Source organism: Ancylobacter sp. FA202, from assembly GCF_000380205.1.
GTDB lineage: Bacteria > Pseudomonadota > Alphaproteobacteria > Rhizobiales > Xanthobacteraceae > Ancylobacter.
Window position 1 is genome coordinate 99,211 of sequence record NZ_KB904818.1, and the last position, 15,198, is coordinate 114,408.

At 66.0% G+C, this 15,198-nt stretch carries 10 protein-coding genes and 1 tRNA gene; 1 reads left to right on the forward strand and 10 read right to left on the reverse strand.

All coding sequences use genetic code 11. The annotated features are described in order from the left end of the window. Nucleotides 1–470: 470 nt before the first annotated feature. The 7 genes from A3M1_RS0100390 to pncB form a co-directional block, all read right to left on the reverse strand. A complete protein-coding gene (locus A3M1_RS0100390) occupies nucleotides 471–3,644 on the reverse strand; it encodes an efflux RND transporter permease subunit (RefSeq protein ID WP_018386965.1) in 3,174 nt (1,057 codons plus the stop codon). A 16-nt stretch (nucleotides 3,645–3,660) separates the two neighbouring features. Further along, nucleotides 3,661–4,905 carry an efflux RND transporter periplasmic adaptor subunit gene (locus tag A3M1_RS0100395; RefSeq protein ID WP_018386966.1) on the reverse strand — a complete coding sequence of 415 codons (1,245 nt, stop codon included), beginning with the start codon at nucleotides 4,903–4,905 and terminating at the stop codon, nucleotides 3,661–3,663. Nucleotides 4,906–5,041: 136 nt separating this feature from the next. Continuing rightward, a complete protein-coding gene (gene murJ, locus A3M1_RS0100400) occupies nucleotides 5,042–6,592 on the reverse strand; it encodes a murein biosynthesis integral membrane protein MurJ (protein WP_018386967.1) in 1,551 nt (516 codons plus the stop codon). 97 nt (nucleotides 6,593–6,689) lie between these two features. Beyond that, a complete protein-coding gene (locus tag A3M1_RS0100405; protein ID WP_018386968.1) occupies nucleotides 6,690–7,844 on the reverse strand; it encodes a DegT/DnrJ/EryC1/StrS aminotransferase family protein in 1,155 nt (384 codons plus the stop codon). Between the two features lie 11 nt (nucleotides 7,845–7,855). Then, nucleotides 7,856–8,863, reverse strand: coding sequence for a Gfo/Idh/MocA family protein (locus A3M1_RS0100410; RefSeq protein WP_018386969.1), 1,008 nt, complete (start codon nucleotides 8,861–8,863; stop codon nucleotides 7,856–7,858). 132 nt (nucleotides 8,864–8,995) lie between these two features. Further along, nucleotides 8,996–10,228 carry an SH3 domain-containing protein gene (locus A3M1_RS0100415; protein ID WP_018386970.1) on the reverse strand — a complete coding sequence of 411 codons (1,233 nt, stop codon included), beginning with the start codon at nucleotides 10,226–10,228 and terminating at the stop codon, nucleotides 8,996–8,998. A 379-nt stretch (nucleotides 10,229–10,607) separates the two neighbouring features. Beyond that, complete coding sequence (pncB, locus tag A3M1_RS0100420) at nucleotides 10,608–11,900, reverse strand: nicotinate phosphoribosyltransferase (RefSeq protein WP_018386971.1); 1,293 nt, start codon at nucleotides 11,898–11,900, stop codon at nucleotides 10,608–10,610. Nucleotides 11,901–12,099: 199 nt separating this feature from the next. Between pncB and A3M1_RS0100425 the strand changes: the two genes are divergently transcribed. Beyond that, complete coding sequence (locus A3M1_RS0100425; protein WP_018386972.1) at nucleotides 12,100–13,197, forward strand: alkene reductase; 1,098 nt, start codon at nucleotides 12,100–12,102, stop codon at nucleotides 13,195–13,197. A gap of 69 nt (nucleotides 13,198–13,266) precedes the next feature. Here A3M1_RS0100425 and A3M1_RS0100430 read toward each other — a convergent pair whose 3' ends face one another. From A3M1_RS0100430 to A3M1_RS0100440, 3 genes are all read right to left on the reverse strand, one after another. Beyond that, entirely contained in the window at nucleotides 13,267–14,163 is an 897-nt protein-coding gene (locus A3M1_RS0100430) for a transglutaminase family protein (RefSeq protein ID WP_026221063.1), read from the reverse strand. 417 nt (nucleotides 14,164–14,580) lie between these two features. After that, nucleotides 14,581–14,793, reverse strand: a complete 213-nt coding sequence (locus tag A3M1_RS0100435; protein WP_018386974.1) for a hypothetical protein — start codon at nucleotides 14,791–14,793, stop codon at nucleotides 14,581–14,583. Nucleotides 14,794–15,020: 227 nt separating this feature from the next. Continuing rightward, nucleotides 15,021–15,096: transfer RNA gene (locus A3M1_RS0100440), tRNA-Lys, on the reverse strand. Nucleotides 15,097–15,198: the final 102 nt, after the last annotated feature.

A 15,198-nucleotide genomic window follows, 5' to 3' on the forward strand; every position in this document is an offset into this window, starting at 1 on the left:
CGCCCTGTGCGGGGGCTTTTCTTTGGGAAAGCTGTCCCCGTCCCGACCAACAGGAACAGGCGCCTCTATCAGGCCCCCTCTCCGACGCTGCCTGCCTGGGACCGCAGCCCGTGCCGATCCCGATTGCCAGTCAGGTCGCGCGAACCCGGCCCGCCTTCGATACGCAAAGTGCTTCGGGGCTCGACAAAACCACCAGGCCACTCCCCCAAACGCCCCTCAGCCCCGCCGCCTGCACGCGCATGCGAGGGCCCGGCGACGATCTGCGCTTCGCCGGCTGCGGGAGTGGCGGAACTGCCGTCGTAAACCCACTATGCCGGCCACAAAACGTACCGGTCCGTCAGAGGCCCAACTGGCCCGGCCTGTCCCGTTCCGGCTCGGCGGGGCCAGTGTTGCGGGCAAAAAAAACCCCGCCGCTCAGGAAGAGCGGCGGGGCAATCTTGGCCAGTGCGGCGGCGCGGGCTAAGCCTGCATCAATGCGGCTCGGGCGCAGCTTCCTGCTTGCGGGCGCGGCGGCGCTCGCCGAAACCGGCGATCCAGCGGGCGGTGACATAGAAGGTCGGCGTGAACAGCAGGCCGAAAATGGTCACGCCGATCATGCCGGAGAACACCGCCGTGCCCAGCGCCTGCCTCAGCTCGGCACCGGCGCCGGTGGCGATCACCAGCGGCACCACGCCGAAGATGAAGGCCAGTGAGGTCATGATGATCGGCCGCAGACGCAGCTTCGCGGCCTCGGTCGCCGCGACGAAGCGATTTTCCCCGCGATCTTCCAGCTGCTTGGCGAACTCGACGATCAGAATCGCGTTCTTCGCCGCCAGACCGATCAGGACGATGAAGCCGACCTGACTGAGGATGTTGTTGTCCTGTCCGCGTAGCTGGATGCCGACCACGGCGGCGATCAGGCACATCGGGACAATGAGGATGACCGCGAGTGGCAGGGTCAGGCTCTCATACTGCGCCGCCAGCACGAGGAAGACGAACACAACGCCAAGCGCAAAGGCGAAGATCGCGGTATTGCCCGCCCGCACCTGCTGATAGGCCAGCGTCGTCCACTCATAGGCGAAGCCGTCCGGCAGCGTCTGTGCGGCGATCTCCTGCATCTTCTGGATCGCTTGCCCCTGCGAGGTCCCCGGCATGGTGTCGCCGTCGAGTTCCGCCGCCGGGTATAGATTGTAGCGCGGCACGCGGTAGGGTCCGGAGATGTCGTTCACCGTGGTGAAGGAGCCAAGCGGCACAAGCTGCCCCGCCGCGTTCTTCACCCGCAGCCGCAGCAGGTCGTCCGGGGTCAGTCGGTAGGGCGCATCGGCCTGCGCCTGAACACGGTAGGTACGGCCGAACAGGTTGAAGTCGTTGACATAGGATGAGCCGATATAGGTCTGCAGTGTCGAGAACACATCGGCGATGTTGACGCCGAGCAGCTGCGCCTTGGTGCGGTCGATATCGAGGAAGAGCTGCGGGGTCGACGTCTCGAACAGCGAATAGACCTGCTTGAGCCCCGGCGTCTGGTTGGCCGCACCCATCATGGCATAGACCGCCCCTTGCAACGCCGCATAGCCGCGACCGCCGCGATCCTCGATCATCATGCGGTAGCCGCCGGCATTGCCGATGCCCGCGACAGGCGGCGGCATGACGACGATCATCTGCGCTTCTTCCACCGAGGCCAGCTTGCCGAACAGCGTTCCCTGGATGGCGGCGGCGGATTGCCCGGGATGCTCGGCGCGCTCGGCCGCAGGACCGAGGATGACGAACATGGCGCCGGCATTGGGGGCGTTGGTGAAGGTCGCGCCGGAGAAACCGACGATATTCACCACATGCGCCACGCCGGGCGTCGCCAGAACTTCCTGCGCCGCCTTGGTCATCACCTCGTTGGTGCGCGAAAGCGCCGCGCCGCCGGGCAGCTGCGCCGCGACGATGAGATAGCCGCGGTCCTGCGCCGGGATGAAGCCTTGCGGCGTGGTGCGGAACAGCTGGAAGCCGCCGGCCAGAATGGCGACATAGACCAGCAGTACCACGACGGCGATCCGCACCAGCTTGCTGGTCAGCCAGCCATAGCCGCGCGAGACGCCGTCAAAGCCCTTGTTGAAATAGTGGAAGAAGCCGGTGAACGGCCGCGCATACCAGGCCGGCTTGTGGTCGGCCCCCTTGTGCGGCTTCAGCAGCAGCGCGCACATGGCTGGCGAGAGGGTCAGCGACACCAGCAGCGAGATTAGCGTCGAGCCGGCGATGGTCAGGGCGAACTGGCGGTAGAACTCGCCGGAAATGCCGGTGATGAAGGCCGACGGGATGAACACCGAGGCCAGCACCAGCGAAATCGCCACCAGCGCCCCGCCGACTTCTTCCATGGTCTTGTAGGCGGCATCGCGCGGGCTGAGTCCGGTGGAGATGTTGTGCTCCACGCTTTCCACCACCACGATCGCGTCGTCCACCACGATGCCGATCGCCAGAACGAGGCCGAACAGCGAGAGGTTGTTCAACGAAAAGCCGAACAGGCTCATGATGAAGAAGGTGCCGATCAGCGAGACCGGAATGGCCAGGATCGGGATGATCGCCGCCCGCCAGCTCTGCAGGAACAGCACCACCACGATCACCACCAGTACGATGGCCTCAATGATGGTGTGCTCCACCGCGCGGACCGATTCAGCGATGAACTGCGTCGGGTTGTAGGCGGTGGAATAGGTCACGCCAGGCGGGAAGCCCTTGGCAATCTCCTTGATCGCGGCCTCGATCGCCTCGCCGGTAGCCAGCGCATTGGAGCCGGGCAGCTGGAAGATGCCGAGCGCGACCGACGGCTTGGAGTCGAAATAGGAGATCGAGGAATTGTCCTGCGCCTCGATGCCGATCCGCGCCACATCGCGCAGCCGCACCACGGCGGTGCCGGTTTCGCGCACAACGATATTGCCGAACTCTTCCGGCGTCGAAAGCCGTCCGAGGGTTCGCACCGCCACCTGGAAGCCCATCTGGTTCGGCACGGGCGGCGCGTTCAGCACACCCGAGGCGACCTGAAGGTTCTGTGCCTGAAGGGCGGCTGTGACGTCGCCTGCCGTCAGATTCAGCGCCTGCAGCTTTAGCGGATCGAGCCAGACCTGCATCGCGTAGTCGCGCGAGCCGAACACGGTGATCGAGCCAACGCCTGGCACGCGCTGGAGCTGGTCCTTGATCTGAAGGTTGGCGTAGTTCGAGATGAACAGCGAGTCGCGGGAATCGTCCGGCGAGAACAGGCTGACCACCATCAGGATGTCGGGCGAGGACTTGGCGACGGTAACGCCGATCTGTTGCACGTCCTGCGGCAGGCGCGGCGTCGCGGTGGCGACACGGTTCTGGACCTGCACCTGCGCGATATCGAGATCGGTGCCGATATCGAAGGTCACGGCGATGGAAAAGCGTCCGTCCGCCGTTGAGTTGGAGGAGATGTAGAGCATCCCCTCAACGCCGTTGATCTGCTGCTCGATCGGCGCGACCACTGTATCCGCCACGGTTTCCGCGCTGGCGCCCGGATACTGGCCGCTGACATTGACCACGGGCGGCGCGATGTCGGGATACTGCGCGACCGGCAGGGCGACGAAGGCGACGGCGCCCAGGATCATCACCACGATGGAAACCACCGAGGCGAAGATCGGGCGATCGATGAAGAAGTGAGAGAACCGCATGGGACCGCCTCCGCGCTCAGTTCGCGGGCGGGGTGGCGGAGGCCTTGGCAGGCGCCTCGCCAGCGCCCGCGGCGGTTCCATCACCAGCGGCCGGGGTTGCCGGCGGCGTGTCCAGCTTGCCGACCACCTTCGCGCCGGGGCGGATACGCATCAGTCCGTTGACAACGACAAGGTCGTCCTTGCCGAGCCCGCCGGTGATGACCCGCTGGCCGTCATAGGCGCGGCCGAGCGTGACATATTTCATCTGCGGCGCCTGCGGCTGGTCGCCCGGCTGCAGCACATAGACGAATTTGCGGGTCTGTTCGGTGCCGATGGCGACATCCGGCACCAGAAGTGCTTCATGCGGGGCCGAGGACGGCACCTCGATCCGGCCGAACATGCCGGGCGTGAACGTGGCGTCGGGATTGGCGAAGGTGGCGCGACCGCGGATCGTACCGGTGTCCTCGCTGATGCGGTTATCGACGAAGTCGAGCTTGCCTTCGTGGGTGAAGCCCTTCTCGTCGATCAGCCCCAGCTTGACCGGGATCGACAGCCCCTTGTCACCCATGTCTTTCGACATGCGCTGGTAGCGCAGATAGGAGGCCTCGTCATAGGTGAACTCGAAATAGATCGGATCGAGCGAGACGATGGTGGCCAGCAGCGTATTGGTATTGGTGCCACCCGAACCGCCGGTGACAAGGTTGCCGACCGAGACCTTGCGATCGCCGATCCGGCCCGTCACAGGCGCCTTGAGGTCGGTGAAATCGAGATCGAGCTGCGCCGCCTGCATCGCCGCCTGCGCCGCCGCTACGTCGGCACGCGCCGTGCGCTCGCTCTGCAACCGCTGGTCATACGCCTGCTTGGAGATGGCGTTGGAGGTCTTGTCGTCGATCAGGGTCTGGGCGCGCTGCAGGTCCGACTGGGCGAAATCGAGCTGGGCCTGGGCCCGCTCCAGATTGGCCTGCGCCTGATCATGCGCCACCTGGAAGGGTCGCTTGTCGATGGTGAACAGCAGGTCGCCCTGCTTCACCACCTGACCGTCGGTGAAAGACACCTTTTCGAGATAGCCAGAGACGCGGGCATAGACGTTCACCAGATCGACGGCGGCAAAGCGCCCGACATATTCGTCGTAATCGGTGATGGTGCGCGTGGTCGGTTGAGCGACGGTCACGGTCGGCGGAGGCGGCGCCCCCTGCTGTCCCTGATTCGGCTCGGAGCAGCCTGCCAGCGCCAAAGTGAGAGAAAGGGCAGCGAGGGAAAGGCGCGGCAGCGCGGTCATCATATCCGTCTCCGAGAAGGCTCTTCGGGCATTTCGGGCCCCTGTCCCGATGTCGCGTTTCATGGGCGCCCCCCGCCCGGAGCCCAAGACGCAGCTGCGAACTACCACAGTTATGCTGCACCGCGTAAGCAATAAATCGTCAGCTCGGCACCGCCGGCGGCCGCCCGCGCAACAGGCCTCTGAGGTAGCGCCGCCCGAACAGCGCCAGCACCAGGGCCACATAGACCGCGCCTCCTGCTGCAACGCACAATGCCAGCAACGCCTCGTCGCGGCCGTGGACGAAGGCGACAAAGGAGGACCCGGCGAACCGCGCGGCAGCGAAAAGAGCCACGGCGATGGCGGCGCCAATCAGCGCGAGGCGCGGCAGGCTGCGCCACAACTGCGCGTCGCCGCATTCATAACCGCGACGGTGCGCAAGGAAGGCCAGCACCAGCACCGTGATCCAGCCGCCCATCGAGGTCGCGAAGGCAAGGCCGACCTGCGCGAGGGTATCCATCAGCAGGATCTTCAGGCCGATATTGACTACTGCGGCCCCCAGCGTCGCCAGCACCGGTGTTCGCGTGTCGCCGCGCGCGTAGAAGGGCGCCATGAAGGCGCGCACCACCACGAAGGGGGCGAGGCCGATTCCATAGGCCGCCAGCGTCGCCCCGGCCGACGCCGCAGCCTCGGCGGTGAAGGCGCCACGCATGAACAGGCCGCGCATGATGATCTCGGGGATCGTCAGGGCGGCGGCCAGGAAGGGCAGCACCAGCAGCAGCGTCAGCTCGATCGCCCGCGACTGGGAAAAGCGCGCTCCATCAATGTCATTGGCAGCGATCCGCCGCGACATTTCCGGCAGCAGCACGATGCCCGCCGCAATGCCCACGACGCCGATCGGCAGCTGGTTGATCCGGTCGGCATAGAACAGCGCCGCTACCGCTCCCTGCGGCAGAAAGGAGGCAATGATCGTATCGGCGAAGATCGCCAGCTGGACGCCGGCCGAACCGATGATCGCCGGACCCAGGGCGATCAGGAAGGCACGAGTCTCGGGGTCGAGCCTTGGCCGACCAAACCGCAGGCCCAGCCCATGTCGCTCGGCGTCGAATACGAGGAGCCCAAGCTGCAGGAAGCCGGAAATCAGCACGCCCCACGCCGCCGCATGGCCAGCCGTGGGAAATAGCCCGGCCAGGCTGAGAGTGGCGACCATGGCGACGTTGAGCAGGATCGAGGCGGCGGCCGCGGCCCAGAAGCGGTCATTGGCGTTGAGCACCCCGCCGACCAGCGTCACCACCGCGATCAGCCCGAGATAGGGGAAGGTGATGCGGGTGAAATCGACCGTCAGGGCGAAGCGCTCGGGATCGTCCGAAAGCCCCGGCGCCAGCGTCGCCACCACCCAATCGGTCGCCAGCAGCGCGACCGCAAGGATCGCCAGTTGCACGAGCACCACGCCGGTGAGGATGCCGTCGGCGAAGGTCCGGGCCTTCGCCTCGCCCTCCACCGTCTTCACGCGCGCATAGGCGGGGATGAAGGCGGTGTTGAACGCGCCCTCGGCGAAGATGGAGCGGAAATGGTTGGGCAGGCGGAAGGCGATGTAGAACGCATCTGCCAGCGGTCCGGCGCCGATGACGGCGGCCATGACGATATCGCGTACAAAGCCCGTCAGCCGCGAGAGAAGCGTCCAGCCGCCGACCGTGAAGATGCTGCGAATCATGGGATGCCGACGGAGGGGTTGTGGCTGCCGGAAGCCGGAAGCAAGTGCGGGCGGAAAGCTAGCCTCCCCGCCCGCACCTCGCCAGTCCCGCCGGATATCAGGCGCTGAGCGCGCGCCGCACCGCCGCGATGACGCGCTCCTGGGCGGCGTCGTCGAGATAGGGATGCATGGGCAGGCTGATCACCTCGCCCGCCAGGCGCTCGCACACCGGCAGGCCGTTGCCTGCAATGGGGAACTGCGCATAGGCCGGCTGGCGGTGCATCGGAAGGCGATAATAGACGGCAGTCGGCACGCCGTCCTTCTGCAGCGCCGCAGCCAGCCCGTCGCGCACGCCGTGCGGCAGCCGGATCGTATACTGGGCCCAGACCGATGTGGCGCGCGGATCGACGGCCGGCACTGTGCAGATATCGCCCAGCGCCGCGCTGTAGCGCTCGGCGACGCGCTGGCGGGCGGCGATCTCGTCCTCGAAGATCGCCAGCTTTTCGATCAGCACCGCCGCCTGGATGGTATCGAGCCGGCCGGTCATGCCGAGGCGCACATTCTCGTATTTGTCGACGCCCTGGCCATGCTCGCGCACGCTCTTCAAGATCGGCAGCAGCACGTCGTCATCGGTCAGCACCGCACCGCCATCGCCATAGCAGCCGAGCGGCTTGGCGGGGAAGAAGCTGGTGGCGGTGGCATCGCCGAGGGAGCCGGTTCGCCGGCCGTTCCAAGTGGCGCCAAAGCCCTGCGCCGTGTCGCACAGCACCTTGAGGCCATTCGCCTTGGCGATGGCCTCGATGGCGTCCATGTCGGCGGGCTGACCGAACAGATCGACCGGCACCACAACCTTCGGCGTCAGGCCCTCGCGCTTAGCCACCGCGATGGCAGCCTCCAGGCTCGCCGGGTCCATGTTGAAGGTGTCTTCGAGAATATCCACGAAGATCGGAGTTGCGCCCACCCACGGCACCACCTCGGCCGTCGCGCAGAAGGTGAAGGCGGGGCAGAACACGGCATCGCCCGCCTTCACGCCCCAAGCCATGAGGATCATGGCCAAGGCGTCCGTGCCACTGGAGCAGGCGATGGCGTGCTTCGCACCGGCGAAGGCGGCGAGCTGATGCTCGAACTCCGTCACCTCTGGCCCGTTGATGAACCGGCAATGGGTGAGCACCTTCGCCACCGCATCATCGATCCGGCTGCCCAGCCGTGCCCGCTGGGCAGCGATATCGACGAACGGAATCGGCGCCAGCTCGGTCTTCACATGCGAATTCATCACTTTTCCTCTCAAGCCACGCTGGCGCGCAAAGGCATCGGCTCGGCGGGCATCGGCTCTGTCGGTGTTGGCTCCAGCGCTTCGAGGCAGCGCATCGCCGTGGCGATGGCGGCCACGCCGTCCTCGCCCGTCACGGCCGGGGCTGAGCCGCCGCGCACGGCATCCAGGAACCGCAGCAACTCAAGGCGAAGCGGCTCGGCATAGGCCACCGGAAGGTGGCGCATCGAATAGCTTCCATCCGGCTTGTAGTCGAAATACTCGGTCACCTGCCGCGTGAGCAGATCGCCGATCACGTATTTCTTGCGGGTGGCGACATGCACGGTGCGTGCCTTGAACGGCGTCAGCCAGTTGGTGTTGATATGCGCCAGCACGCCATTGGCGGTACGGAACTGCAGCAGCGCGATATCCTCGCGCGCGGCCACCGCCGCCTTCACCTGCGGCTGCACCTCGGTGATGTACGAGCCGGTGAAATGGCAGATGAGGTCGATGTCGTGTACCGCGAGATCGATCACCACGCCGACATTCGACATGCGCGGCGGAAACGGTCCGACGCGGGTGATGGCGATGGAGAGTATCTCCTCGTCGCGAATGGCGTTCTTCACGGCTTCGACCGCCGGATTGAACCGCTCGACATGTCCGACCACCAGCGCCACGCCCTTGGCCTTGGCAGCGGCGACGATTGCTTCCGCCTCGGCGACACTGGGCGCAATCGGCTTTTCGACCAGCACATGCATGCCGGCATGGATGGCGGCGAGCGCGACATCGTGGTGCAGATGCGTGGGAGCAGCGATGACCAGCGCGTCGGCCCCTTCCGCCACCAACTCGTCAAGGCTGGCAAAGGCCCGGCACCCAAGGAGCGCCGCTACCTTCTCGCGCTGGCCGGCATCCGGATCGGCAATGCCGACTAGCTCGGCGCCCGGCAGGTCGGTGAGCACGCGGGCGTGGTTGTAACCCATGATGCCGACGCCGACGACGCCGACGCGAACGGGCATCGCAGCCCCGCCCGGGTCCTGAACCATGCGCGCATATCCTTTCTCTACTGAATTCGTCGTCGGGGGTCTAACACGCGCCCCCAAGCGTGGCGAGAGAGGCCGAATCGCAAAGCCGCGCCAAAGGCTTCACTAATTGCTTCAACCTGTTACCGACGGCGCTCACTCGGCAGCAGCGGCCTCGTCGGCCCCGGCGGCTGCGCCGGCGCCTTCCGCAGCGGCGGCGGAACCCGCCGTACCGCCCGTATCAATGAAGCTCTTATAGACAAAGACACGCTTGCCCTCGACGATGATCTCGCACCATTGCTGGCAGACGACGAGTTCCACCTTCTGGCCCGCCGGCAGATTACCGATGGCTGCCGCACCGCGTTTCGGCGCGGCACGCATAGTGACGGGACGGCGCGTCACGGCCATGCCAATCGGCTCACCTCCGAACCCTGCGGGCGTATCGCCTTCCTCGGCGGTCTCCGCCGGGGCTGCGGGCTGGGCCTCCGCGGGCGGTGCTGCAAGGGCCGCGACCTGACGTTCGCGCGCGCGCGAAGGCGGCAGGGGCACCTCTTTCGGCAGCGCCGCCGGCGCGGGAGCCGCCGTAAGCTCGATCGAAGCGACGGCCGGCTCGGCCTCCACCGCCTCCGGAACCACCGGGGCCGATAGCGGCCCGACGCCCGCCTCGGGCGCTGCGAAGGCAGTAACGGGCAGAGAGTCGTCAGCCGCGTCGAGCGGCGTCGCCGCATTGCGCAAGACGGGCGGGATGCTGTTGCCCGGCAAGGCATTGACGAGGGCGGAGGAGGCTGCGGGCGTCGGTGCGGCGGGCGCCACTTCGACCAGCGCAACGGCGGTGGCCGGGCCAACGCCCAATTCAGGCGGGACGGCCGAGGGCGCGACACTGGCCACGGCGGCGTTGCCAATCACCTCGGGGGCCACCTTCGCCTCCTCGCGGGCGGCCAAAGATTGCAGCAGGACGGCGCCGCCGCCAACCACCGCCATGAAGACGGCAAGCACACCAAGCCGTTGCCATGTGATGACATCCTTGGAAGCGTTGCGCTTTCGCCGCGTCTCAGCCTCTCCCGGCTGGCGCGCCGAGCTTCCGAAGCTGCGCCGGCGGGCCGCCTGGGCCGAATCGGAACTGGAGCCCCCCCCGGTTTCCGGCCGCGCCACCGCCGGGCGGGCGGAAATCAGATCGCTCATATCGCCCAGAGCCGCGAGGCGGCTGCGCACATCGCCCATTGAGCGCGGTTCGCTGCCCTTGTCCGGGCGCGCGGCGGGCGGCGCCTCGGCGTCAGCACCATGCCGTTCGGCTTTTTCCTGCTCGAGGGAGCTGACGATGGTCCGGAAATCGGAAATCAGAGAGGAGGAGAGCCCGGTTCCGCGCGGCTGCTGCGATGACGTTGGCATGACGCGGGAACTCTACGCTACGGGGAAAAGGCGGGAAAGAACGGAAGAAACCGTAGGGGCGGAAGCGTCGGCACGGTGCACGCGCCGGCAGTGCCCGGGGGCACTGACAGCCAGCTCAAGAGTGCGGCGCTGACCACTTCGCATGCGTTCTTCCAGTCCATTCGGGCCGGCGCCCGAAGGCCCGCGACCGAGTTCCGTAAACCGCCTTCGTATGCGACGGGTGACAACTTACCGGCACTTTGCACCTTGATGCAAGAATGTCACATGCCGGAAATTTCCTTATGAACAAAGATTGCGGCAACTCTTGGCCTCGCCCGGCGAGCTCCTCATCAAATTAGCCCAATGGATGCAATAAGTTGTGGGTGCTGGGTTTACGCCCCTACACCAGCACCGCCCGCGCTGGCGCGTTCTGCGCGCCGAAAATTCGCTGGTAGCGCGCCAGTTCCTCGGGCGGTCCCATTGCCTTGGTAGGGTTGTCGGAGAGCTTCACGGTCGGGCGCCCATCGGCCGAGATGACCTTGCAGACAATGGAAATCGGGTCGAGTCGGCCCTCAGGCGCGAAGCCGCGAAAATCATTGGTCAGCAGCGTGCCCCAGCCGAAGCCCATCCGCAGGCGGCCCTGGAAGTGGCGGTAGATTCGTTCAATGTCGCCAATATCGAGGGCGTCCGAGAAGATAGCCAGCTTCTGCGTCGGGTCCTGCCCCCGTGCCCGCCACCAGCGCAGCGCCTCCTCGCCGCCCTCGATCGGGTCCTTGCTGTCGATGCGGATACCGGTCCAGCCGGCCACCCAGTCCGGCGCCAGCGCCAGGAAATGGCTGGTGCCGAACGTGTCGGGCAGGATCACCAGCAGATTGCCCTCATAGTCCTGCTGCCAGTCGGCGAGCACCCTGTAGGGAGCCTGCGCGAGTTCGGCGTCGGTTTCCGCGAGGGCGGCATAGACCATGGGAAGTTCATGCGCGTTGGTGCCGGTGGCCTCCACCTCGCGCCGCAGCGCAATCAGGCAGTTCGAAGTGCCGAGGAAGCGCTCGCCCAGCCCTTCCATCATCGCCTGCACGCACCAGTCCTGCCAGAGGAAGCCGTGCCGCCGGCGGGTGCCAAAATCGGCGACGCCCGCGCCGCCCAGCGCCTTCAGCCGCTCGACCTTCTCCCACACGCGGGTCATCGCGCGGGCATACAGCACCTGCAGCTCGAAACGGCCCATGCTGCGCAGCACCGCGCGCGAGCGCAGCTCATTGATGATGGCGAGCGCCGGGATCTCCCACATCGTGGTCTCGATCCACGGTCCCTCGAAGGTCAGCTCATACTGCCCGTCGCGCTTTTCGAGGTGATAGGCGGGGAAACGAAACGTCTCCAGCCAGGCGATGAAGTCCGGCGAGAACATCTGCCGCTTGCCGTAGAACATGTTGCCACGCAGCCAGGTCGATTCCCCGCGCGTCAGCGACAATGTCCGCACATGGTCGAGCTGCTCGCGGAGTTCGCCCTCGTCGACGAAGTCGGCGATTCGCACGCTCTTCGTCCGGTTGATGATGCCGAAGGTGACGCGGGTGTGGAAATGCCGACGGTAGATCGTCTGCGCCATCAGGAGCTTGTAAAAATCCGTGTCGAGCACGGAGCGGACGATCGGGTCGATCTTCCATGTGTGATTGTAAACGCGAGTGGCGATGTCGATCATGCGGTAGGCCCCGTTTGCCCGGCCTCCCCTTCTAGAGCATGCCGCCCAAAATTGCAGGCCACGCCCAGAACCGCGCCGCCGGACCGCTCGCACATTCAGCGCCATCGTGCGTTCCGGCACTTGGAACGGCCGATCCGATGCTTAAGTGCGCTCCAACGCCCTTACTCACCTACGGGCCCTTCTTCGACAGGAGCGCATCTTGGCTGTCACGAAATCCCTTTTCGACACGTATCGCCTCGGCGACATCATCCTCGCCAACCGTATCGTCATGGCCCCGCTGACGCGCAACCGCGCCGGCGCCGGCCTCGTCCCCTCGCCGCTCGCGGTTGAGTATTATCGCCAGCGTGCCACCGCCGGCCTCATCATCACCGAGGCGACGCAGATCTCCGCGACCGCGCAGGGCTACCAGGATACGCCCGGCCTGTTCACGCAGGCGCAGATCGAAGGTTGGAAGAAAATCACCGACGCCGTGCATTCTGCCGGCGGGCACATCTTCGTGCAGCTGTGGCATGTCGGACGCGTCTCGCTCCGTTCGCTGCAGCCGGACGGTGCCGCCCCTCTCGCTCCTTCCGCGCTTCGCGCCAACACCAAGACCTATGCGAATAATGGCTTCGCCGAGGTCGACGAGCCGCGCGCGCTGACGCTGGACGAAATCCCCGGCATCGTCGAAGACTTCCGCCAGGCGGCGGCCAACGCCATCCTCGCCGGCTTCGATGGTGTCGAGATCCACGGCGCCAATGGCTATCTGATCGACCAGTTCCTGCGTGACGGCGCCAACAAGCGCACGGACGCCTATGGCGGCTCGATCGAGAACCGCACCCGGTTCCTGAAGGAAGTACTGGCGGCCGTGATCGGCGAGATTGGCGCCGCGCGAACCGGTTTGCGGCTATCCCCCGTTACGCCGGCCAATGATCTCGCGGACAGTGATCCGCAGGCGTTGTTCAGTCATGTGATGGACGTCGTCGAAAGTCTGCACCCGGTCTATGTCCACATGATCGAAGGCGCCACCGGCGGCCCGCGCGACATTGTTCCGGATTTCGACTTCGCGGCCCTGCGCGCCCGCTACAGCGGCGCGTGGATGGTGAACAACGGCTACGACAAGGCGATGGCGGAAGAGGTGGTCGCGACCGGCAAGGCCGACCTCGTCGCCTTCGGCAAGGCCTTTATTTCGTCGCCGGACGCCGTGGAACGCCTGCGCCGTGGCGTCGCCTTCAATGAGCTGGACCGCGACCACCTCTACGGCGGCGGTGCCAAGGGGTACACGGATTATCCGACGCTGGAGAATGCGGGCGCCTGAGCGTTCTTCCCCTCTCAAAGCAACAAAAGGCCCGCCAACTGGCGGGCCTTTTTATGGGAAGCGTTGCCGCTACGCCGCCAGCGGCTCTTCCGGCCGCACGCAGCGCACGGACACGTCGACACTCATGCCGAGATAATCACCCGTCAGTCCGGTGAACCCACCCGCCACAGGCACCGCCTGGCTCGGATCGCGGGTCACCGCGACGCGGATGAGGTTATCGGCAGCAATCGTGCCGTTGGTGGGATCGAACTCGACCCATCCGGCGCCGGGCAGGTAGATGTCCGCCCACGCATGAGTGGCGCCAGCGCCAACTAGAGCGGAGTCGCCGCCGTCGAGGGCGGGATCATAGAGATAGCCGGTGACGAAGCGCGCTCCGAAGCCGAGAGCCCGCGCCGTCTCGATCAGCAGCAGCGCGAAGTCACGGCAGGAGCCCGTGCCCAGCCGCAGCGTCTCCAGCGGCGGCTGGGTACCTTCCTCGAAGCGGAGATTATAGCTGAAACCCTTGTGGATGCTGTTATTGATATCCGTCAGCAGGGCCATGGTGTCGGTCGGCCGCGCGGCGATGAACCCCTTCGCCCAGGCTTCCAGTTCGCCCTGCGGGTCGGGATGATGCGGATCCAGCATGCGGCCGAGATCAATGCGGTCATCCGGGGAATAGACGAACGGGTAGGAAGTCGCGCTCTCCTCAATCTCGAAGTCGAGCCCGCCAAGGCCATAGCGCTCCAGCGTGAGCAGACTCTCAATCTTCAATTCATCCGATGGTTCGACAAAGTCGACCACCGCGACGGAATTGCCGAACACGTCGTGCATCCAGCGAATATTTCCGTGCGGAAACAGCGAGATGTTAGCACCCACCAACCTCAGGTCATGGCTGTCGCGCGGGCGCAGCATCAGCCGGTGCGGCTGGAAAGTGACTGGGTTCGCGTAAGTGTATTGTGTGACGTGTCGGACGGTCAGGGTCTGCATGTTGAGTTCCGAAATGGTCCGCTGGCTTGGCCATGGCAGGCGCGGGGTATCAGCGGGAGCAAAGGCGGCCGACGGCAAAGCCGATCAGGCCCATTGCAACCAATGCGCGAAATGAGTAGCGCTGAATTGGCTCCTGCCCGACCGTCGCTCGGGCGACGCTGTCGGAAGCGCGTGACCCTATGCGCTCGCCCTGCGCCGAGGCGGATGCGTGCGATCCGCCGACGCCGCTGGAGGACTGGCCACCCGGCCCGCCCGACGTGCCCTGGCCGGAGGAACCGCCTTCGCTGAACGGTCCGCGATTGGAGGAGCCGTAGTCATTAGTGGGATTAGCCATCGTGTGCTCTCGCCTGTTCGCCTGTTTGAAGGCCTAACGCGCAAGCCGCACTTTCGTTCGAGGGACGGGGCGCCTCGCTGCGCTCAGATGCGCCCGTTAAGAAAGGCGAGCATTTCCACCGGCCCATTGGCGTTGAACAGCTTCACCTGCCGCCCCCCGCACATGTCGCAGCGCAGACGCGGCGGCGCCTCCCCCTCAGCCGGGGGCGCCAGCGAGGCCGCATCGACGCGGCCCAGCACAGAACGCCGCCCGCAACGCTGGCAATGGGCACAGAGCATGGAAGATTGGTCGATCATGTCGCCCTCCCGAGCGGAACGGCCGGGATCGCCGGGACCCCGTCCGCCGTGCAGCCCCCCTGCCCGGCCACGCCCTCGGGCGCTTGGGTGGAGACTATCCTGGCCGGATAACCCGCTGGCCCCACGCCGCTTTAAGATGCGACGCGCCGCCGGACACGGATGAAGACAGGGGATGGACGAAGTTGGCTTCGTCTCGGTTTCCGCCAAAACTCCGAAGGATCGGAGTTTGGTGGGCGCACTAGGGCTCGAACCTAGGACCCGCTGATTAAGAGTCAGCTGCTCTACCAACTGAGCTATGCGCCCCCGCCGCAGACCGTGGCCTTGCGGACGGGGGGTCGTGTAGCAGAGGCCTATGGGTGTGTCCATAGGGACAGCCCGGCTTCCCGATCTTTCCACAGGCCAGCC

What these genes read in the sequence shown, in the direction of transcription:
- A3M1_RS0100390 (WP_018386965.1), bottom strand. Translation starts at nt 3,644, where the DNA reads ATGCGGTTCTCTCACTTCTTCATCGATCGCCCGATCTTCGCCTCGGTG.
- A3M1_RS0100395 (WP_018386966.1), bottom strand. Translation starts at nt 4,905, where the DNA reads ATGATGACCGCGCTGCCGCGCCTTTCCCTCGCTGCCCTTTCTCTCACT.
- A3M1_RS0100410 (WP_018386969.1), bottom strand. Translation starts at nt 8,863, where the DNA reads ATGGTTCAGGACCCGGGCGGGGCTGCGATGCCCGTTCGCGTCGGCGTC.
- A3M1_RS0100405 (WP_018386968.1), bottom strand. Translation starts at nt 7,844, where the DNA reads ATGAATTCGCATGTGAAGACCGAGCTGGCGCCGATTCCGTTCGTCGAT.
- A3M1_RS0100435 (WP_018386974.1), bottom strand. Translation starts at nt 14,793, where the DNA reads ATGATCGACCAATCTTCCATGCTCTGTGCCCATTGCCAGCGTTGCGGG.
- murJ (WP_018386967.1), bottom strand. Translation starts at nt 6,592, where the DNA reads ATGATTCGCAGCATCTTCACGGTCGGCGGCTGGACGCTTCTCTCGCGG.
- A3M1_RS0100415 (WP_018386970.1), bottom strand. Translation starts at nt 10,228, where the DNA reads ATGCCAACGTCATCGCAGCAGCCGCGCGGAACCGGGCTCTCCTCCTCT.
- A3M1_RS0100430 (WP_026221063.1), bottom strand. Translation starts at nt 14,163, where the DNA reads ATGCAGACCCTGACCGTCCGACACGTCACACAATACACTTACGCGAAC.
- pncB (WP_018386971.1), bottom strand. Translation starts at nt 11,900, where the DNA reads ATGATCGACATCGCCACTCGCGTTTACAATCACACATGGAAGATCGAC.